Consider the following 18,429-nt stretch of genomic DNA (forward strand, 5'->3'; position numbering starts at 1 on the left):
TCGCTTCGCGCCCCGGAACGACAGCACACTCGGCGCTCGTTACATGTGATGGTCGTTCGGATCCTTGCGGACGTCGCCGACATAGAGAATGACGGTCTCCTTGCCGAGGTTCTTCCACCAATGCGAGGTGCCGTAGACTTCGGGGCGGATGTCGCCGGCCTTGTGCACGATCGGATCGACGCAGTTGGAGGCGTATTCGACGATCTCGCCCTGCTGGACGAAGATCAGGGCGGGGCGGTCGTCATGGCTGTGCCAGGGCACGATCCCGCCGGGCGCGATGGTCAGCTTGCGGAAGCGCAGCTCGCGGCCCTCGATATGGGCGGGCTGCTTGCCGAGATCGATCGCGCCGAGCGTCACGTCGGTGACGCCGACGGGCTTGTAATCGACCATCTGTTGTGCGTTCGGCTTGATCTTGCCGGCCGGGCATTCGCCGGCGAAGACCGGCGTTGCAAATGTCAGCGCCCCGAGAACGGCAACGCCTGTCCAAACCACGCGCGACACTGTGAGATGCCTAGACATGGAAAGTCTCCTCTGTTGGCCGCAACCCTGATGGTCGCGGGCTATGGCAGGAGCTTCGTCGAGATCGCGTCCGTCTTGAAATGCCGGCCTGCTCTCGATGCGATAGCCCTGCGCTATGCCGATAGGCGGCGGCTATCGAACCGATTGGGCATCGGCATTTCCGCTTTCGCAGCATCCGGCGTCCGATGGCAGCGCGCCCGATTGGCGGGCGTGCTCGTCAATCCGCAAGGAGCACCCCATGACGAAAGTGTCCAAGACCCTGATTTTTACCGCCGCCTTCGCGGTGATCGCGACATCGGCCTTCTCGGAAGCGGCCTGGGATTTGAAGGCCGGCATGGCCTATGTCTATGGCGGGCCCGGCAAGATGTCGGCAATGGCCATGGCGCCGGCCGAGAAGAACCACGAGGCCATGATGAAGAACGCGAAGAAGGTGCCTGATAACACCGTGTTCTTCATGGACAAGGGCACGCTGTACTCTACCTCGGGGCGGCTCGATCCCACCGGCAACTTCTACGTGAACTGAACCGATCCTGGCATCGCGGCCGCCTCTTGCGGGCGGCCGAACCGGGAAACTAATATTCGCCCAGGAATGCCGGAGCAGGAAGATGACGTCTCTCTCGCCAGCCGACGCCGAACAGCTCAGGCTCGCCTTCCAGCGCTGCCGCGACATGGACGGGACGCTGAACGAACAGCTCCGCGCCTATGCCGATGCTAGTCGCAAGGTCTTTCCCGCCTATGGCGAGGCGGTCGATCGCCTGGTGGTACGATTGAACGGAAACGGCGGTGGCGAGACCGCGCCGCGGCCGGGCGATCCGATGCCGCCGTTCATGCTGCCGGACGAGGGCGGGCGTCTCGTCGCGTTGGCCTCGCTGCTGGAGCGCGGCCCCGTCGCGGTGATGTTCTTCCGCGGCCATTGGTGTCCCTATTGCCGGCTCAATGTCCGCGCCGTCGTCCAGGCGCTGGACCGCATCAAGGCGATGGGGGCGCAGGTCGTCGCGATCATGCCGGAGACGCGGGAATATACCGGGCAGCTCAAGGCCGAATCCGGCGCGCCCTTTCCGATCCTGACCGATCTCGACAACGGCTATGCACTGTCGCTCAACCTCGCGATCTGGCTCGGCACCGAGATCCAGCAACTGCTGTCCTATCAGGACATGGCCAAGTTCCACGGCAATGACGGCTGGATGCTGCCGATCCCGGCCGTGTTCGTGGTCGGCCGCGACGGCATCGTGAAGGCCCGCTTCGTCGATCCGGATTTCCGCAAGCGCATGGAGATTGACGATCTGATCGAAGCACTGGAGCGCGCGAACCGGGAGAATTGAGGCACGCTCTCTTCCCTTCTCCCCAACGTCGCTTCGTCTCCCACAACGGGCGAGGGCACGGCAATGCGCATCTCGCCTGGGCGAAAGCGCTCGCTCTGCTACCCCGCGATCTCCCGCCAGTCCGCGCCGCGCAGCATGCGCATCACGGCATTGCCCACGGCCGTGCGTTGCCGGCCGGCGACCCCATAGAGGTTGACGGTACGGCGGGCGTCCAGCCCGGTGACTGCGGCGCGTGTCAGCCGCTCCGGTACGGGCGAGGTGTGCGGCACCATGGCGACGCCCATGTCGGCCTCGACCAGCTCGATCAAATCGCGCTCGTTCGAGACCTCATGACCCTCGACGTCGATGCCGTGTTCGCGCAGGCTTGCGGAGATGCGGCGCGCGTGCTCGCAGAAGGTCCGGCTCAGCAGCTGCTCCGATCGTAAATCGTCCAGTTCGATCGAGCTGCGGCCGGCCAGGCGGTGCCCGTCGCCGACGACGAGCTCGAAGCTTTCGGTGAACAGCGGCCAGACGTCGAGGCGGTCCCAGGCCTCGCCGATCTCCGCAGCGATGCCAAGCTCGGCTTCGCCCTTCTTCAGGAAGTCGCCGACCTCCCGGCCCGAGCCGCGCAGGAAGCGGAACTCGAGCCGGTTGAACTGCCGTTTGATCTCGTTGAGATGCGGAATCAGCAAGGCGAGGTCGATCGAATGCGTCAGCGCAATGCGGAGCGCACCGATCTCTCCGCTCTTGAACGAGGAGGCGAGCGAGCGCGCGCCTGCTGCGGCGTCATAGCACTGCTTCAGAAGCGGATGCATGCGCTGGCCGAGCTCGGTCAATTGCGCGGCGGGGCGCTCGCGGCGGAACAGGTCGCCGCCGAGCTCGGCCTCGAGCTGCTTGATCGCGCGCGTCAGCGACGGCTGCGTGACGTTGCACTCCTCGGCCGCGCGCGTGAAATTCAGAAGCTGCGCCACCGCGAGGAAATAGCGGACCTGGTGCATTTCCATGGATCGGCTCCCAGCAGGATCGGCTTCAAGTCTAACCGATCGGGGCAGGAAATGACATGCTCGGCGCGATAGCGCGGACGTATGGACTCGGAAGCCAGCCGGTATTTCCGTTTGGACCGGCGATCCTCCAGGCTCCAGCGAAGGGCCCCGGCTCGGACCCGAAGCCCGGCCATCGCGAACGGAGATCCAGCATGAACATCCCGCTGAAATCGCAGACAGCTCAGCCTGCACGCGTGCTGGCCGGCAAGGTGGCTCTCGTCACCGGCTCGACCAGCGGCATCGGCCTTGGCATTGCCCGGGCTCTGGCGGCGGCCGGCGCCGACATCGTGCTCAACGGCCTTGGCGTCGCCAGCGAGATCGGCCGGACGCGCGAGCAAATCGCCGCCGAGTTCGGCGTCAAGGCAAGCTATTCGCCGGCGGATATGACGCGGCCGAAATCGATCGCCGAGATGATCGCGGCGACGGTGGCCCAATCCGGCCGGCTGGACATCCTGGTCAACAACGCCGGCATCCAGCATGTCGCGCCGCTCGACCGGTTTCCGGTCGAGAAGTGGGACCAGATCCTCGCGATCAACCTGTCCTCGGCTTTCCACACCACGCGGCTCGCGCTGCCGGCGATGCGGCTGAACGGCTTCGGCAGGATCATCAATGTCGCCTCGGCGCACGGCTTGGTCGGCTCGCCGTTCAAGGCGGCCTATGTTGCCGCCAAGCACGGCATCGTCGGCCTCACGAAAGTCACCGCGCTTGAAACTGCGGAGGAGGACATCACCTGCAATGCGGTCTGCCCGGGCTATGTCTATACGCCGCTGGTCGAGGCGCAGATCGAGGGACAGGCCAAGGCGCACGGCATCTCCCGCGATCAGGTGATCCGCGACGTGCTGCTCGCGCAGCAGCCGAACAAGCGCTTTGCCACCGTCGAGGAGCTCGGCGCGCTCGCGGTGTTCCTGGCGACGGATGCGGCGGCCTCGATCACCGGCGTCGCGCTGCCGGTCGACGGCGGCTGGACCGCGCATTAACATGAGCCGGCGTAACAGGCCGCGGCCGGCAGCGAATATCCGAGCAGTGCAGCCTGATCAGGAGCGAACCATGAACGGCACGCAGAACAACATTCAGCGCAAGGACCTGCCGGGGCAGGTCGTGCTCGTGCTGCAAGGCGGCGGCGCGCTCGGCTCGTACCAGGCCGGGGTCTACCAGGCCCTGCACGAAGCCGGCATCGAGCCGGACTGGATCATCGGCACCTCGATCGGCGCGATCAATGCGAGCCTGATTGCGGGCAACGCAAGGGAGCACCGGCTGGCGCGCCTGAGGGAGTTCTGGAAGCGGATGGAGCAGCGGCCGGTCTGGGACTGGCGCGCCACGTTTCCCGGCTTCAATGAGAAGCTGGCTTATTGGTCGACGGTCACCCACGGCATTGCAGGCTTCTTTCGGCCCAATCCGCTGGCGCATGCCGGCGATTCCTATCCGCTGGGCGCCGATCGCGCCGGCTACTATTCGACCGCGCCGCTGGAGAGGACGCTGAGCGAACTGGTCGATTTCGATCTGGCCAATCGCTGCGCGCCGCGCCTGACGGTCGGTGCGGCTCATGTCGGCACCAGCGAAATGCGCTATTTCGACAGCCGCGACGGCGAGCTGACGGTCAAGCACATCATGGCGTCGGGCGCATTGCCGCCGGCCTTCCCGGCCGTGCGCATCGACGGCGAGCTCTATTGGGACGGAGGCATTTTGTCGAACACGCCGACCGAAGCGGTGTTCGACGACAATCCGCGCAGGGATTCGCTGATCTTCTCCGTGCATCTGTGGAATCCCGTTGGGCCCGAGCCGACCACGATGGCGGAGGTGCTGAACCGGCACAAGGACGTGCAATATTCCAGCCGCATTGCCAGCCAGATAGTGCGACAGCAGCAGGCCCATCGCCTGCGCCACGTCATCAACCAGCTCGCGGCGCGGCTGCCCGAGAGCGAGCGCAGCGATCCCGCGGTGAGGGAGCTGACGAGCTACGGCTGCCCGACCCGCATGCACGTGGTGCGGCTGCTGGCGCCGCAACTCGAGCGCGAGACCCATACCAAGGATATCGACTTCAGTCCGTCGGGAATCACGCGGCGCTGGCACGCCGGCTATGCTCACACGCGCTCGGTGCTGGCGCGCAAGCCCTGGATCGGCGAATTCGATCCGCTCGCCGGCGTGGTGCTGCACGAGCATACGGACGAGATGCCGATGGCGGCGGAATGAGGGCCTTGTTCGTCATTGCTTTGCACGACGACGATTTCGCAGGCGCGCGGTCCGGAGTATGGTCGCCGGGTCTTCGTCGCGAGGCTTGCAATTGGTCGCTGAGAAAGATCTGGAGGAGTCGCTCGATACGTTGCGTGCGAACGCGGCGGGACCGGTCGCGGGCGTGTTCGGTCCGGCCTCACTGATCTGGCGGATCGACCGGGAGGCCGTGATCTTTCTCGGCGCCGGCCGTGCGCTGCTGCTGCAGCTGGCCCATCCATGGGTTGCGGCGGCGATCACCGAACATTCGCGCACCCTTGCCGATCCGATAGGCCGCTTCCATCGCACCTTCGACATCGTCTTTACGATGGTGTTCGGCTCGCTGGACCGGGCGCTGCTGTCGTCCCGGCAGCTGCATCGGCGTCACAGCATGATCGTCGGCGAGATGCCCGAGACCGTGGGTCCGTTCGCGGCCGGCTCGCGCTACTGCGCCAACGACATCCCCGCGCTGCGCTGGGTCCATGCGACGCTGGTCGAGACCGCGCTCATGGCACATGATCTGGTGCTGCCGCCACTCTCGGCGGAGGAGCGCGATCGCTATTGGAGTGAGGCCAGGCTGTACGGCGCCCTGTTCGGATTGACGGGGGATGATTTGCCGGCGGACTGGTCCGGCTTCGTCGCCTACACCACGGCAATGGCGCAGTCGGAGACGCTGACCGTCAGCCCTGCGGCGCGCGAGATCGCTGCGCAGATATTCAGCGGCGCCCGTCCGTGGTTGCGGCCGCCGCAATGGTATCGCGCGCTCACCGCGAGGATGCTGCCCGAGCGCTTGCGCGCGGGCTTTGGTTTTGAGCTCGACGAGCGCGAGATCCAATCCGCCGACAATGCGCTGCGATGGATCAGGCGCGTCTATCCGAAATTGCCCGATCGGCTGCGCTATGTCGGTCCCTACCAGGAAGCGCAGGCCCGGCTGCGCGGCGAGCGGCAGCCCGATTGGATGACACGGTGCCTCAACCGCGCCTGGATCGGCCGGCCGCAGATGGATGTGCGCGGGAAATAGGGTCTCGAGGCAAGCTTGTTGCAGCTTGTCATTCCGGGGCGCGCGGAGCGCGAACCCGGAATCCATTTCTCCCAGCATTCCGGCGGAACGATGGATTCCGGGTTCGCGCCAAGCGGCGCGCCCCGGAATGACAGCGGTGCCTCACACCGACGCCAGCTTGCGGTACAGCGCGCTGTAGCTGCCGGCCGAGATGCTCCAGGAGAACGATCGTCCCATGGCGCTGCGGCGCATGGTATCGAGCTGGTCGTGCGCCATGAAGGCCGAGAAGGCCCGGCGGACGCCGCCGAGGAGAGATTCGTGCGAGGGTTTTGAGAACAGGAATCCGGTCTCGCCGTCGCTGATGGTCTCGGCGAGGCCGCCGGTCTGGTGCCCGATCGGCAGTGAGCCGAAGCGCTGAGCATACATCTGGCTGAGCCCGCAGGGCTCGAAGCGCGACGGCATCAAGGTAAAGTCGCTGCCGGCGAAGATGCGCCGCGCCTGCGCATCGTTGAAGCCGATCACGACCCCGATGGCGTCGGGGCGGCGGCGATGCGCGTTGATCAAGGCCTGCTCGAGCGCCGGCTCGCCGGAGCCGGTGACCACGATCTGCCCGCCGGCATCGACGATCTCGTCGGCGGCCGACAGCACGAGGTCGATGCCCTTCTGGTGCACGAGGCGTGCGACGATGCCGAACATCGGGCCGCGCGAGACCGCTAAGCCGAACTGCTTGCGCACGTAATCTGCATTGGCCTTCTTGCCGACCCAGTCGCCGGCGCCGAATTGCTGGGCGAGCTGGGCGCAGGAGCGCGGGTCCCAGCTCTCGTCGATGCCGTTGAGGATGCCGGTCAGCTCGGCCGCGTCGGAGCGGATACGAAGCAGGCCTTCGAGGCCGCAGCCGAATTCGGCCGTGGTGATCTCCCGCGCATAGGTCGCGCTGACGGTGGTGAGGTGCGAGGCGTAGACGAGGCCTGCCTTGAGAAAGGAGACCTGGTCGTAGAACTCGACGCCGTCGATGTGGAAGGAGCTCTCCGGTGCGCCGATCCGCCGCAGCGAGTCCTTCGGGAAGAGACCCTGATAGGCGAGGTTATGAATGGTGAGGATCGACGGCAGCTTGGCGCCTTGCCAGGCAAGGTACGCCGGCACGAGCGAGGCCTGCCAGTCATTGGCATGGATCAGGTCTGCTGCCCAATTCTTGTCCAGCTTGCCCATGGCGAGCTCAGCCGCCGCCGAGGCGAAGCGCGCGAAGCGGATGTCGTTGTCGGGCCAGTCGCGCCCGGACTCGTCGCCATAGGGGTTGCCGGGCCGGTCGTAGAGCTGCGAGCACAACAGCACATAGACCGGCAGGCCGTCCTTGGTCGCGGCCCGACCGAGCGAGCAGGCCGGCATCTCCGCGAATGCAGGACAGCGGCCAACGATCTGAATGTGGGTGAGTTGCTCGATGATGTCGCGATAGCCGGGCAGCATGATCCGGATATCGGCGAAGGAGCGGAGGGCGCGGGGAAGGGCGGCGGAAACGGCGCCCAGTCCGCCAACGCGGACGAAGTCGTCCATCTCTGTGGTGACGAACAAGACCCTCAAGAACAGCTGCCCTCTTCCGATCCCGTTCGCTGCTATGCAAGAACGGGTCCAGTTGTCCTGGAATTCTCAAAGCCCGCCCACGCGACGCGTCTGTTCGGTAGACACTTTCCTAGTCAGCCGCCGCCCTCTAGGGTCGCCGCACCAACAACAAAGAACTTCGATGGTTCCTAAGAGACCCAAGGACGTGAGCAGGCATGCAGCTACCAGATAAGCATGAGGGGACGTTGACAAAGGTCATGGCGGGTTTGCGGGTCCTGGATTTTTCGACCACGATCGCCGGTCCCCACTGCGCGCGCATGCTAGCCGACATGGGCGCCGAGGTCATCAAGATCGAGACCGACGGCGGCGAGACCATGCGGACCCGGCCGCCGCTGCGCAAGGGCTGCAGCACCGCGTTCGGCCAGCTCAATGTCGGCAAGAAGAGCGTGGTTCTCGACCTCAAGTCCGAGGACGGCAAGGAGGCAGTGCGCCGGCTGGCCGCCACCGCCGACATCCTGGTCGAGAATTTCCGCCCGGGCGTGATGCACCGGCTGCGGCTCGATTACGACAGGCTGCGTGCGGTCAACCCGAGGCTGATCTACTGCTCGATCTCCGGCTATGGCCAGACCGGCCCCTCGGCCGAGCTGCCGGCCTACGCCCCGGTGATCCACGCCGCCTCCGGCTACGACATGGCGCATCTCGCCTACCAGCCCGGCCGTAACAGGCCCGACTTCTGCGGCATCTACCACGCCGACGTCGTCACCGGCACCTACGGTTTTGGCGCGATCGCGTCTGCGCTCTATCAGCGCACCGTGACCGGGCTCGGCCAGCACATCGACGTCTCCATGCTGGAATCGATGCTGACCTTGACCCTGACCGAGTTGCAGAGCTCGCAATTCGCGGTGACGCCGCCGCCCCGCCCGATGTTCGGACCGACCGAGACGGCCAGCGGCTATGTCATGATCACGGTCGCCAGCGAGAAGACGTTCCAGGCCCTGATGGGAGTGATCGGCCGCCCCGAATGGGTCTCCGATCCACGCTTTGCCACCTATGCTCAGCGCCGCGAGAACTGGGCGGAGTTGATGGACGGCGTCGAGGTCTGGTCGCGGCAGCTTTCGACCGATGCGTGCCTGCTCGCGCTTGGCGCTGCCGGGGTCCCGGCCTCGGCCTATCGCACCGTGTCAGAAGCGCTGGCCGATCCGCAGCTCGCGCATCGGCAGGCGCTCTCTGAGGTGCGGGACGAGGGCGGCTCGTTTAGGGTGCTCAACCTGCCGTTCCGGATGTCGGGAGCCGACACGAGGCCGGCCAACACGGTGTCCGTGCTCGGCGCGCACACGCAGGCATTGCGCGGGGAGATTGGCCTCGCCAGCGGCGCGTCAATTCCGACAGGCAAAACGGCCGCGACAGGCTGAACAGCTTCGTGCCGCAAGCAATGCGGCCTTGCGCGCCGTCGGGTTGCCATCCTTGATCGCCGTAAACTAGACAGGAGCGAGTTTGTCTCGCTCCGCCGGCCATGGCATGCTGCGCAGAGAACGAGAACATGCCGGGAGGACACCAATGAAGAGTTTCAAGGTCGCCGATTTCAAGGCGCCGCTGCAGGAGGTCGACGAGGCGACGCCGCAGCCATTGGGCACGCAAGTGCTGATCAAGGTGAAGGCGGCCGGCGTTTGCCATAGCGATCTCCACATCTGGGAAGGCGGCTACGATCTCGGCCACGGCCGCAAGCCGCTCTCATTGAAGGACCGCGGCATCAACCTGCCGCTGACCATGGGCCACGAGACGGTCGGTGAGGTCCTGGCGTTTGGCCCCGACGTGAAGCCGACCGATCAGGGCGATCTGAAGATTGGCGATGTCGGCCTGGTCTATCCCTGGATCGGCTGCGGCAAATGTGCGACGTGCCTTGGCGGCGACGAGAACATGTGCCTGACGCCGCGCTCGCTGGGCATCTATTGCGACGGCGGCTATGCCGACCACATGCTGGTGCCGCATCCGCGCTATCTGCTCAATCTGAATGGCCTCGATCCCGCGACGACCGCGCCCTATGCCTGCTCGGGCGTTACCACCTACAGCGCGCTGAAGAAGGTCGAGCAGCATTTCGACACGCCGATCGTGATGTTCGGTGCCGGCGGCCTCGGCCTGATGGCGCTGTCGCTGCTGAAGGCGATGGGCGGCAAGGGCGCGATCATGGTCGACATCGACGCCAGGAAGCGCGAGGCGGCCGAGAAGGCCGGTGCGCTGGCGACCGTCGATCCCAAGGCGCCGGATGCACTGGAGCAGCTTGCCAAGAAAGCGGGCGGCCCGATCCGCGCCGTGATCGACCTCGTCGGCAACTCTGCCACGACGCAGCTCGGCTTCGACTGCCTGACCAAGGGTGGCAAGCTCGTCATCGTCGGCCTGTTCGGCGGCGGTGCGACCTGGGCGCTGCCGCTGATCCCGATCAAGGCGGTGACGATCCAGGGCAGCTATGTCGGAAACTTGCGCGAAACGCAGGAGCTGCTCGAGCTGGTGCGGACGAAGAAGGTGCCGCCGATCCCGGTGACGCGGCAACCGCTCGCCAAGGCCAACGACGCGCTGCTGCAATTGCAGCAGGGCGCCGTCGTCGGCCGCACCGTGCTGACGCCGTAATATCTCTTTTACGTCATTCCGGGGCGATGCGAAGCATCGAACCCGGAATCTCGAGATCCCGGGTTCGGTCCTGCGGACCGCCCCGGAATGACATCTCTCTTAGGAACCCCCATGTCCGCAAACAACGCCTTCCACATTGCCGTGCTCGCCGGTGACGGCATCGGTCCCGAAGTGATGGCGCCGGCGCTCGAGGTGCTGCGCAAGGTCGGCGACAAATCCGGTCTCGGTTTCCGCTTCACTGAGGCGCCGGCCGGCGCCAATAATTACCTCGCCACCGGCAAGTCGATGCCTGATACGACGATCAAGCTGTGCGAGGAGGCGGATGCGATCCTGCTTGGCGCCTGCGGCCTGCCGTCGGTGCGCTATCCCGATAACACCGAGATCGCGCCGCAGATCGAGCTGCGCTTCATCTTCGATCTCTATGCCGGCGTGCGACCGGCGCGCCTCATTCCGGGCGTGCCGAGCCCGATCGTCGGCGCGGACAAGCGGGGCATCGATCTCGTCGTGATCCGCGAATCCACCGAGGGCCTGTTCGCCTCGATGGGCAAGGGCGTCGTCACCCACGAGGATGCGCGCGAGACCATGGTGATCACGCGCAGGACATCCGAGCGCCTGTTCGAGTTCTCGTTCCGCCTCGCCGAGCGGCGCAAGGCGCGCGGCAAGCCGGGAATGCTGACCTGTGTCGACAAGGCGAACGTGTTCAAGGCCTTTGCCTTCTTCCGCGGCATCTTCGACGAGATCGCCAAGAAGCACCCCGAGGTGAAGACCGACCGGCTCTATGTCGATGCCTGCTCGGCGATGCTGGTGAAGCGTCCCTGGGATTTCGACGTGATGGTGATGGAGAACATGTTCGGCGACATCGTCTCCGACATCACCGCGAGCCTGATCGGCGGTCTCGGCATGGCGCCCTCAGCCGACATCGGCGACAAATATGCCGTGTTCCAGCCCTGCCACGGCACCGCCCCCGATATCATGGGGCAGGGCAAGGCCAATCCGACCGGCATGATCCTGTCCGCGGCGATGATGCTGGACTGGCTCGCCGACAAGCACGGCCTCGAGAGCGCGGCGGAAGCCGGCGAGACCATCGAGCGTGCGGTGGACCAGGTCTATGCCGGCGGCATCAAGCCGATGGAATTCGGCGGCAGCAACGGCACGGCGGATATTACGAAGGCGGTGCTCGCGGCGCTTTAGTTCGCGTGTTTTTCACCTCTCCCCGCATCCGGCTTCGTCAAGGCTTCGGCGAACATGAGCGGGGCGAGGGAGCGCACTATCCGGGCGATGCATAACCCGCAAATATAGGGGCCGCGCGCTTCATCATTTGCCAGCGGTGCCAGTGGCGATGGCCCCAGCCCCATGGACGCGGACCGTAAACGTTGAAGCGCCGCGGCCCGCCATAATAGCCGTAGGCGCCGTAGCAGTTCGGGCGCCACCAGCAGCGGCCCCAGGCATTTGCATCCCTCAACGCTGTTCAAGCGCTGCGGGCTGCCTTCGAAGTCCACATCCGCTCCCGGATCACGCTGCAAATCTGGAACTTGAACTCGCTGAAGAAGGTCTCCACGCCGCGCTTCTTTGCCTCGCGGTGCTCAGGATCGATCCGCCATTGATGAAGCGCCTCTTCGGTCTCGAACTCGACGATCGTCACCCGCTCCCCATCGTCCGCAACGAAGCCCTTGTGCGAGATGTAGCCCGGAACCGCTCGCGCCAGTTCGCTCATGCGTTTTGCCATCGGCCCATATTCATCCTGCACGCCGGGATTCATTCGGGTACGAAATACAGTGACGATCATCAGACAACCTCCTGGGTGGGAGCCGCGATCTTTACCGGAGGCGACAAATCACATAAAATGAATAATTATGATATAATTGATCGTAGAGAGAGATATATGGATCTGTCCGATCTGCGGATATTCGCCGCCGTCGTGCGCGAAGGCAGCGTGACCCGGGCGGCCGCACGGTTGCATCGCGTCCAGTCCAATGTCACAACCCGTATCCGGCAGCTGGAAGAGGATCTCGGCGTAGCTCTCTTCATTCGAGAGGGGAAGCGCCTGCATCTGGCTCCCCAAGGGCATCTGCTGTTTGGCTATGCAAATCGGTTGCTTGCGCTCGCGGACGAAGCCCGCGATGCTCTGCAAGATGCAAAGCCTCGTGGTACGTTTCGTCTCGGTGCGATGGAAAGCACGGCAGCTGTGAGATTGCCGGGACTGCTCAGCCAATACCACCGGCGCCATCCAGAGGTCGTTCTGGAGCTTCGCACCGGCAATCCGCAGGTTCTATCGAGCGCAATTCTCGCCGGCGAGCTCGACGCAGCACTCGTTGCCGAGCCGATCGTCGACGAGCCATTTGAGAAGACGCCAGCCTTCGAGGAAGAGTTGGTGATCATCGCGGCCGCCAATCATCCGTCGATCGGCAAAAATGGCGGCAAGCTGCCACGGACGATCATCGTCTTCGAACACGGCTGCCCGCATCGCAAGCGGCTCGAGGACTGGTACGCAAAGCGAGACGAAATGCCGGAACGTTCGATCGAGCTCGCGTCATATCACGCTATGCTCGGCTGCGTCGTTGCGGGCATGGGCGTGGCCCTGATTCCAAAGAGCGTCCTGGCCACCTTCCCAGACAGAAGACTCTTAAGCGTTCACCCGCTGGGAAGAACAGAGAACCGGGCGTGGACAACGCTCATCTGGCGCAAAGGTGCGGGTTCCGCGAACGTTCGGGCCTTGAAGGAGATATTGCAGAGCCCCCGGTTCGCTAGTCCCAAGCACGTGCGAGCCGTCGGGGCTGCCTGAGCTGCTACTTCCCCCTAAACTGCGGCTTGCGCTTCTCCATGAAGGCCTGCCGGCCCTCGCGGAAATCCTCCGAGTCCATGCAAGCATTGCCGATCGCCTTGATCGCCTCCATGTCGCGCCGGCTCTCGTCCTTCAGCACCTGCGCGATGGTGATCTTGGCGGCCTTGATCGCGAGCGGGGCGTTCTGCGCGATCGTCTCGGCAATCGTCATGGTCTCGCCCCAGAGCTCGCCCTCCGGGAACAGGCGCTCCACGAGGCCAATGCGCAGCGCCTCGGCGGAATCGATACGCATGCCCGTGTACATCAAGAGCCGCGCCCAGGACGGGCCGACCAGCGACACCAGATGCCGCAAGCCGTCATAGCCATAGGCGATGCCGAGCTTGGCTGCGGGAATGCCGAACTGGCTGCCCTGCGAGGCGAGGCGGATATCGGCGAGCATCGCGACCTGCATGCCGCCGCCGAGGCAATAGCCGTCGATGCAGGCGATGGTCGGCTTGGGATAGTCGGCGAGCAGCGCGCGCTGGGCGGCGCTGCGCTTGGCGTACTCCTCGGACGCCGCCGCATTGTGCCTGACCTTCTCGAACTGGCTGATGTCGGCGCCCGAGACGAACGCCTTGCCGCCGGCACCGCGCAGGATCACGACGCGCACGGTGTCGTCGTCGCGCAAGGCCGTCAGCGCCTCGCCAAATCCCTCCCACATCTCCAGCGACATCGCGTTGCGCTTGTCGGGATTGTTGAAGGAGATCACGCCGACGCCACCGGCCCTGTGCGTGAGGATCTTGCCATCGGCGTAAGGTGTTCCGGTGGTGCTGAAAATGTCGGGCATCGCGCGCTCGCTGGTCGTAGGCCGGGCGCAATGTGCGGCGCAGGCGCCGCCGCGGTCAACCGGGGCAGGGTGGGACGGCCTGCATCCGCCTGTGCTGCGATTGCATGGCGTGCGAAGTCCGGCGGCAAACGACCAAGAAGAAGGAGCGGCCAAGAAGGGCGGCCAGGCCGTCCCGACAGACCGCGCACAAGCGCGCGGGCGCAGGCACATCTCGTCCGATCTCGTTCAATCCGGCCGCGCCCCCGTGACGCGACGGATTGAACGTCGGCCATAAAGGCCAGACCGTCGATCGGCCTCAGCTCTCGTTCGCCGCGATCGATTCCATCAGCGAGACGAGCTGACGCTGCACCGTCTGATCCTTGATCTTGCTGTAGGCGCGCAGCAGGCGGAGGCTGAAGGCCGAGTCGAGGAAGAGCAGGCTCTCGACTTCGCGGGCCTTGTTGTCGCCGTCGTAGAAGAAGGTCACGGGCACGTCGAGGGCGGAGGCGATCTGCTGAAGCCGGGCCGCGCCGACGCGATTGACGCCCTTCTCGTATTTCTGCACCTGCTGGAAGCTGACGCCGAGCTTCTCGCCGAGCTCAGCCTGCGAGATCTTCATCTCGACGCGCCGCAGACGGATCCGCTTGCCAAGCTCGATGTCCGGCTTGCCGGCGCTGCGCTGCTTCATTCTTTTTGCCGCTGCTTTCATCTTCGTTCTCACCTTTGTTCTTCGGTTGAAAATCCCCCGAAGAGCTGGGTCAGGGGTTCGCCCATATAGGAGTCCTTGAATTCATGCGGGTGCACGAACTCTTCCTTAAACCACGGGAAACGAGCCGGACTGAAAGCTTCGATCAGCCAGTCGATCATGTGCCGCACGCGCGGGATACGGCCGCTACCGGGGTGGTAGGACAACCAGATATCCAGCGGTCGGTTCAGCTCGACCTCCAGTGGAATCAACTTCCCGCCAAGCGCAATGGCGTAGCTCGGGAATACGCCGATGCCGGCGCCATTCGCGACCGCCCAGTAGTTGGCGCTTGAGACGTTGGTCTTCATGACCAGAAGGTCACGTTCCGAAACGCCCGGGAAGAAGCTCTCGAAGGATTCCTTGGCGGCGAGCTGGTCGGCGAATTGCAGCACCAGGCGATGCTTGATCAATTCCGCCGCCGAGCGCGGCGCGCCATGCTTTGCGATGTATTTCTCGGAGGCCCAGAACATCAGATGCATGCGGCCGAGCCGCACCAGCTTGATGTCGAGCGCCGAGGGACGCGACAGATGAATGGCGACGTCGGCCTCGTGGCGCGAGACGTCGGCCGAGCGCATCGCGCAATGCAGGTCCACCAGGATCTTCGGATAGGCTTGCTGGAATTCGACCAGGCGCGGGGCCAGCCAGAACGTGCCGAGCCCCTCGGTGACGGCAACGCGGACCTCGCCGGACAAGGCGTTGGCCATCGAATCGCTGGCGCGCAGCACGTCGAAGGTGGCCGCTTCCATGCGCTCGACGGCGGAAACGACGAGAGCGCCCTCATCGGTCAGATGGGTGCCGTGAACGTCGCGGGTGAACAGCGTGGTGCCGGTCTGGCGTTCGAAATCGTCGATCCGTCGGCGCACGGCGTTGATCGACAGCGACAAGCGCTCGGCCGCCGAGCGAAAACTTCCGCAGCGAACGACTTCCAAAAATATGCGGGCGGCATCCCAATCCGAGAGGCCGCTGAGATTTGTCTTTGCGCGTTCCGCCAGAGGAACGCCCCTTTCCGCCAAGGTGTGCATACAAGTCCCTTCAGGAAGCTAAACTGGCAGAATCTGGCGCAAACCACAACCACGACGGGTTGGGGAATGACGAGTTTTGAACGTCATCCTTACTACCGCGGAGGTGGTATTGGGGTGCTGCCGTGGGCTGGGAATCGGGCAGACTATCGGCCTGACTAAGGGGTTTTGGCGTGAGTTCCGTTGCGAGCCATGGAGTGGCTGCGGGATTGCCGGCGTTGTCCGCAATGGAAATTCTTGCGCGAGCGCCGATGCCGTCGCCCTCGATGGATCAATCACACCGCGTCAGGCGTTTGCGCCCAGACCACTTTGGCGATCTCCAATGGTGCTGCATGGCGATGGCGGCCGAAGTCGCGGTTCCACGGCAGAAACACACTGAAATCAGGTTCGGAGGCGCAGTCGCCTCGTGCTATCTTTGGTCTTCCATGGGGGCCGAAGGGGGCGTGACAAATACGTCTCGCAGGCCGAATTAACGGAAAGAACGCCGGTGTCGCATTCAGACGAACAGTTGCAGTCGGTGCTGGAGACGCTCGAGGAGTGCCGCAGGGTTCTCAATGAGTGCAACAGCCGTGAGTCGGCCGAGATGCTCTCCATCGTCATCCTCGATGTCAGGATGAAACTGAAAGGAATTGACAGTGCCGATCTCAAGGCACTGTGCGACGAAATGCTGCGGAACGCTGCAAGTGAGCCGCCGCCCCCTTCCAAGCAGACGCAGGACCAGCCCCGGCGTCCGCTGCTCCGCGTGGTGAAGTAGCCGCGCCGCCGAATCTCGCTTTTTGGCGAGGTTTGTGCGCGTCCCGATGCCGCATCTGTGATCACGGAGGGCATCGGGAGGAGCCTTGGTTTTGTGCGCCTCTGTTGCGCATTCTCCGGCATCGGCTACACCAGAGCCGGTTCGGCTCCGGGCCGGGGCGCATCCCTTGCGCGCCGTACCGGCGCCTGAGATGGCTCCGACTGCATCATGCAAAATGTTTCGATCCCGGCGGCGATGATTGCCGGCCTCGTCAGCTTCCTCTCGCCTTGCGTCTTGCCTCTGGTTCCGCCCTATCTGGTCTACCTGACGGGCGCCACGATCGAGCATGTCGAGAGCGACGAGCCGGCCGCTGTCTCCAAGCGCGCGATCATGATGTCGGCGCTCCTGTTCGTGCTCGGCTTCTCCACCATCTTCGTGACGCTCGGCGCCAGCGCTTCGCTGGTCGGCGGGCTGATCCGCGCCTGGTCGGCGGAGCTGTCGATCCTCGCCGGCGTCGTCATCATCATCATGGGCCTGCACTTCCTGGGCCTGACGCGCATCGGCTTTTTGATGCGCGAGGGACGGCTGCCGATCCCCAAACCGGTCGGCCTCTGGGGCGCCTATATCATGGGCCTCGCGTTCGCCTTCGGCTGGACGCCGTGCATCGGGCCGATCCTCGCCGCGATCCTCTCGATCGCCGCGGCGGAAGCCACGGTGACGAAGGGCGCCGGCCTGCTCGCGGTCTATTCCGCAGGCCTCGGGATTCCCTTCCTGATCGCCGCGCTGATGATCGAGCAGTTCTCCGCGCTGTTCGCGCGCATGAAGGGCCACCTCGTCAATGTCGAGCGCGCCATGGGCGTCTTGATGGTGATCACCGGCATCGGCTTCCTCACCGGTGCGGTCTCCAATGTGAGCATCTGGCTGCTGGAGACGTTCCCGGCGCTGCAGACGATTGGTTAGGGCGCGGTTTCCGGAGAACCGTGCGGCGGTTCTCCGGAAGATCGTGCTCGAACGATAATCCAAAGCGTGGCGAGACCGGCTCAGGGCTTGAACACATAGCCCGGCGCGATCGCCGCCGTCTCCGGGATCGGCGGCAGGTCGGCGAACAGCTCGGGACGGTCCTTCATGACCTTGAGAATGTGCTTCGGCTCGATGTGTGCGTTGACGTCGAAGGTCGACTTGAGGATGCCGAGGCGGGAGAGCCGGTCCTCGGCGCTCCAGAGCGCGCGGTAGTTGTTCGCCGACAGCCGGCGGTCCGCCTGCTGGATGTTGAACTGCATCGCGGCCTCGGCGACCTCCTGCTTGAGGCCCGGAATCCAGCGTGTCGCGACTTGCGCCGCCTGCTTCGGGTTCTTGCGCATCCATTGGTCGGCCTCGGAGACGGCCGCGAGGAATTTCTCGATGGTCTCGCCATTGGCCTGCACCCAGGGGCGAAGCGCGACGTTGAAGCCGATATAGGAGATCACATCGCCGCCCCGGATGATCTCGACCGCGCCCGGCACATCCTTGCCGGCGACGATCGGCCAGGGATCCCAGCCCGAGAACGCGTCGATGCCCTTGGCGAGCAGGGCGACGGTCATGTCCGGCGGCGGCGTGTTGACCAGCGTCACGTCGTCGGGCTTCAGTCCGGCCTTCTCCAGCGTCGCCAGGATGTAGAGATGGTTGATCGTGCCGAAGGACGCCGCGATCTTCTTGCCCTTCAGCGTCGACAGGTCGCCCTTGACGATGCCTGAACCTTCGCGCGCGATGATCGCCATGGTCGCATCGGAGCCGGCCTTGGTGGCGTTGCCGCTGTAATTGCCGAGTGCGACGAGGTCCATGCCGCGCAGCACGGCGCCGATCATGGGCACGCCGACCTGCACGATCTCGCTCTCGCCGGCCTGCAATGCGTTCAGCGCGTCGACGCCGGTCGCGTAGGGGCGCGCGATCGTGACGTCGAGCCCGTACTTCTCGAAGAAGCCGCGCTCGAGCGCGATCGGCAGGCCGATCTGGTCGATGCCGGTGACCATGCCGGCCTTCAGCTTCGTCTGGGCGCTCGCCGGCACCATGCCGGCTAGAAGCGCGATCGCGAGCAGCAAGAGTCGTTTCATAT

The 18,429-nt window shown here is 64.8% G+C and carries 19 protein-coding genes and 1 pseudogene; 11 read left to right on the forward strand and 9 right to left on the reverse strand.

What is annotated here, in order from left to right:
- Nucleotides 1-39: 39 nt before the first annotated feature.
- Nucleotides 40-519 (reverse strand): cupin domain-containing protein, encoded by a 480-nt coding sequence (locus JQ566_RS01150; protein ID WP_212368428.1) that lies wholly within the window; start codon nucleotides 517-519, stop codon nucleotides 40-42.
- A 238-nt stretch (nucleotides 520-757) separates the two neighbouring features.
- On the opposite strand from JQ566_RS01150, the gene JQ566_RS01155 reads away from it, so the two are divergent.
- Together JQ566_RS01155 and JQ566_RS01160 are read left to right on the forward strand one after the other, a co-directional pair.
- Nucleotides 758-1,042: a hypothetical protein gene (locus JQ566_RS01155; RefSeq protein WP_100236689.1), complete on the forward strand. Its 285-nt coding sequence runs from the start codon at nucleotides 758-760 to the stop codon at nucleotides 1,040-1,042.
- 82 nt (nucleotides 1,043-1,124) lie between these two features.
- Nucleotides 1,125-1,841, forward strand: coding sequence for a peroxiredoxin-like family protein (locus JQ566_RS01160; protein WP_212368432.1), 717 nt, complete (start codon nucleotides 1,125-1,127; stop codon nucleotides 1,839-1,841).
- Nucleotides 1,842-1,939: 98 nt separating this feature from the next.
- Here JQ566_RS01160 and JQ566_RS01165 read toward each other — a convergent pair whose 3' ends face one another.
- On the reverse strand, nucleotides 1,940-2,824 hold the full coding sequence (locus JQ566_RS01165) for a LysR family transcriptional regulator (RefSeq protein WP_212368435.1): 885 nt from the start codon (nucleotides 2,822-2,824) through the stop codon (nucleotides 1,940-1,942).
- A gap of 191 nt (nucleotides 2,825-3,015) precedes the next feature.
- On the opposite strand from JQ566_RS01165, the gene JQ566_RS01170 reads away from it, so the two are divergent.
- The 3 genes from JQ566_RS01170 (at nucleotide 3,016) to JQ566_RS01180 (ending at nucleotide 6,092) form a co-directional block, all read left to right on the forward strand.
- Nucleotides 3,016-3,840 (forward strand): 3-hydroxybutyrate dehydrogenase, encoded by an 825-nt coding sequence (locus JQ566_RS01170; RefSeq protein ID WP_212368438.1) that lies wholly within the window; start codon nucleotides 3,016-3,018, stop codon nucleotides 3,838-3,840.
- A gap of 70 nt (nucleotides 3,841-3,910) precedes the next feature.
- A complete protein-coding gene (locus JQ566_RS01175) occupies nucleotides 3,911-5,053 on the forward strand; it encodes a DUF3734 domain-containing protein (RefSeq protein ID WP_212368453.1) in 1,143 nt (380 codons plus the stop codon).
- 91 nt (nucleotides 5,054-5,144) lie between these two features.
- Nucleotides 5,145-6,092, forward strand: coding sequence for an oxygenase MpaB family protein (locus JQ566_RS01180; protein WP_212368456.1), 948 nt, complete (start codon nucleotides 5,145-5,147; stop codon nucleotides 6,090-6,092).
- A 141-nt stretch (nucleotides 6,093-6,233) separates the two neighbouring features.
- On the opposite strand, the gene glgA is transcribed toward JQ566_RS01180, so the two are convergent.
- Entirely contained in the window at nucleotides 6,234-7,649 is a 1,416-nt protein-coding gene (glgA, locus tag JQ566_RS01185; protein WP_212368459.1) for a glycogen synthase GlgA, read from the reverse strand.
- 194 nt (nucleotides 7,650-7,843) lie between these two features.
- On the opposite strand from glgA, the gene JQ566_RS01190 reads away from it, so the two are divergent.
- From JQ566_RS01190 to JQ566_RS01200, 3 genes are all read left to right on the forward strand, one after another.
- The gene (locus JQ566_RS01190) at nucleotides 7,844-9,040 is read left to right on the forward strand and encodes a CaiB/BaiF CoA transferase family protein (protein WP_212368462.1); all 1,197 of its coding nucleotides are present in this window, start codon (nucleotides 7,844-7,846) and stop codon (nucleotides 9,038-9,040) included.
- 145 nt (nucleotides 9,041-9,185) lie between these two features.
- Nucleotides 9,186-10,253, forward strand: a complete 1,068-nt coding sequence (locus tag JQ566_RS01195) for an alcohol dehydrogenase (protein ID WP_212368465.1) — start codon at nucleotides 9,186-9,188, stop codon at nucleotides 10,251-10,253.
- 111 nt (nucleotides 10,254-10,364) lie between these two features.
- Nucleotides 10,365-11,444 carry an isocitrate/isopropylmalate dehydrogenase family protein gene (locus tag JQ566_RS01200; protein WP_212368468.1) on the forward strand — a complete coding sequence of 360 codons (1,080 nt, stop codon included), beginning with the start codon at nucleotides 10,365-10,367 and terminating at the stop codon, nucleotides 11,442-11,444.
- A gap of 76 nt (nucleotides 11,445-11,520) precedes the next feature.
- Here the strand turns inward: JQ566_RS01200 and JQ566_RS34455 are convergent.
- Both JQ566_RS34455 and JQ566_RS01205 read right to left on the reverse strand, forming a co-directional pair.
- Nucleotides 11,521-11,703: pseudogene (locus tag JQ566_RS34455) on the reverse strand (hypothetical protein); the annotation flags it as partial.
- Nucleotides 11,704-11,721: 18 nt separating this feature from the next.
- Nucleotides 11,722-12,039: an antibiotic biosynthesis monooxygenase family protein gene (locus JQ566_RS01205; RefSeq protein WP_212368471.1), complete on the reverse strand. Its 318-nt coding sequence runs from the start codon at nucleotides 12,037-12,039 to the stop codon at nucleotides 11,722-11,724.
- A 96-nt stretch (nucleotides 12,040-12,135) separates the two neighbouring features.
- Here JQ566_RS01205 and JQ566_RS01210 point away from each other — a divergent pair, with 96 nt between their 5' ends.
- Complete coding sequence (locus tag JQ566_RS01210; RefSeq protein WP_212368474.1) at nucleotides 12,136-13,035, forward strand: LysR family transcriptional regulator; 900 nt, start codon at nucleotides 12,136-12,138, stop codon at nucleotides 13,033-13,035.
- Nucleotides 13,036-13,039: 4 nt separating this feature from the next.
- Here the strand turns inward: JQ566_RS01210 and JQ566_RS01215 are convergent, their stop codons facing one another.
- The 3 genes from JQ566_RS01215 to JQ566_RS01225 all read right to left on the reverse strand — a co-directional run bounded on the left by JQ566_RS01215 (nucleotide 13,040) and on the right by JQ566_RS01225 (nucleotide 15,607).
- Entirely contained in the window at nucleotides 13,040-13,861 is an 822-nt protein-coding gene (locus JQ566_RS01215; RefSeq protein WP_212368477.1) for an enoyl-CoA hydratase, read from the reverse strand.
- A 295-nt stretch (nucleotides 13,862-14,156) separates the two neighbouring features.
- The gene (locus JQ566_RS01220; RefSeq protein ID WP_020608151.1) at nucleotides 14,157-14,528 is read right to left on the reverse strand and encodes a helix-turn-helix domain-containing protein; all 372 of its coding nucleotides are present in this window, start codon (nucleotides 14,526-14,528) and stop codon (nucleotides 14,157-14,159) included.
- Nucleotides 14,529-14,557: 29 nt separating this feature from the next.
- Nucleotides 14,558-15,607 (reverse strand): LysR family transcriptional regulator, encoded by a 1,050-nt coding sequence (locus tag JQ566_RS01225; protein ID WP_212368480.1) that lies wholly within the window; start codon nucleotides 15,605-15,607, stop codon nucleotides 14,558-14,560.
- 484 nt (nucleotides 15,608-16,091) lie between these two features.
- Here JQ566_RS01225 and JQ566_RS01230 point away from each other — a divergent pair, with 484 nt between their 5' ends.
- Together JQ566_RS01230 and JQ566_RS01235 are read left to right on the forward strand one after the other, a co-directional pair.
- On the forward strand, nucleotides 16,092-16,358 hold the full coding sequence (locus tag JQ566_RS01230) for a hypothetical protein (RefSeq protein ID WP_212368483.1): 267 nt from the start codon (nucleotides 16,092-16,094) through the stop codon (nucleotides 16,356-16,358).
- A 207-nt stretch (nucleotides 16,359-16,565) separates the two neighbouring features.
- Complete coding sequence (locus JQ566_RS01235; RefSeq protein WP_212368486.1) at nucleotides 16,566-17,297, forward strand: cytochrome c biogenesis CcdA family protein; 732 nt, start codon at nucleotides 16,566-16,568, stop codon at nucleotides 17,295-17,297.
- 80 nt (nucleotides 17,298-17,377) lie between these two features.
- On the opposite strand, the gene JQ566_RS01240 is transcribed toward JQ566_RS01235, so the two are convergent.
- Nucleotides 17,378-18,427, reverse strand: a complete 1,050-nt coding sequence (locus tag JQ566_RS01240) for an ABC transporter substrate-binding protein (protein WP_212368489.1) — start codon at nucleotides 18,425-18,427, stop codon at nucleotides 17,378-17,380.
- Nucleotides 18,428-18,429 lie beyond the last annotated feature (2 nt).

It is taken from the genome of Bradyrhizobium sp. SZCCT0231, assembly GCF_018130245.1.
GTDB classification, from domain to species: Bacteria; Pseudomonadota; Alphaproteobacteria; order Rhizobiales; family Xanthobacteraceae; genus Bradyrhizobium; species Bradyrhizobium japonicum_F.

Bases quoted from the DNA above. Each gene is read 5' to 3' on its own strand.
- JQ566_RS01240 (WP_212368489.1), bottom strand. From the start codon at position 18,427: ATGAAACGACTCTTGCTGCTCGCGATCGCGCTTCTAGCCGGCATGGTG.
- JQ566_RS01150 (WP_212368428.1), bottom strand. From the start codon at position 519: ATGTCTAGGCATCTCACAGTGTCGCGCGTGGTTTGGACAGGCGTTGCC.
- JQ566_RS01225 (WP_212368480.1), bottom strand. From the start codon at position 15,607: ATGCACACCTTGGCGGAAAGGGGCGTTCCTCTGGCGGAACGCGCAAAG.
- JQ566_RS01235 (WP_212368486.1), top strand. From the start codon at position 16,566: ATGCAAAATGTTTCGATCCCGGCGGCGATGATTGCCGGCCTCGTCAGC.
- JQ566_RS01215 (WP_212368477.1), bottom strand. From the start codon at position 13,861: ATGCCCGACATTTTCAGCACCACCGGAACACCTTACGCCGATGGCAAG.
- JQ566_RS01220 (WP_020608151.1), bottom strand. From the start codon at position 14,528: ATGAAGCAGCGCAGCGCCGGCAAGCCGGACATCGAGCTTGGCAAGCGG.
- JQ566_RS01175 (WP_212368453.1), top strand. From the start codon at position 3,911: ATGAACGGCACGCAGAACAACATTCAGCGCAAGGACCTGCCGGGGCAG.
- JQ566_RS01210 (WP_212368474.1), top strand. From the start codon at position 12,136: ATGGATCTGTCCGATCTGCGGATATTCGCCGCCGTCGTGCGCGAAGGC.
- JQ566_RS01165 (WP_212368435.1), bottom strand. From the start codon at position 2,824: ATGGAAATGCACCAGGTCCGCTATTTCCTCGCGGTGGCGCAGCTTCTG.
- JQ566_RS01170 (WP_212368438.1), top strand. From the start codon at position 3,016: ATGAACATCCCGCTGAAATCGCAGACAGCTCAGCCTGCACGCGTGCTG.
- JQ566_RS01200 (WP_212368468.1), top strand. From the start codon at position 10,365: ATGTCCGCAAACAACGCCTTCCACATTGCCGTGCTCGCCGGTGACGGC.
- JQ566_RS01155 (WP_100236689.1), top strand. From the start codon at position 758: ATGACGAAAGTGTCCAAGACCCTGATTTTTACCGCCGCCTTCGCGGTG.
- JQ566_RS01195 (WP_212368465.1), top strand. From the start codon at position 9,186: ATGAAGAGTTTCAAGGTCGCCGATTTCAAGGCGCCGCTGCAGGAGGTC.
- JQ566_RS01160 (WP_212368432.1), top strand. From the start codon at position 1,125: ATGACGTCTCTCTCGCCAGCCGACGCCGAACAGCTCAGGCTCGCCTTC.
- JQ566_RS01190 (WP_212368462.1), top strand. From the start codon at position 7,844: ATGCAGCTACCAGATAAGCATGAGGGGACGTTGACAAAGGTCATGGCG.
- JQ566_RS01205 (WP_212368471.1), bottom strand. From the start codon at position 12,039: ATGATCGTCACTGTATTTCGTACCCGAATGAATCCCGGCGTGCAGGAT.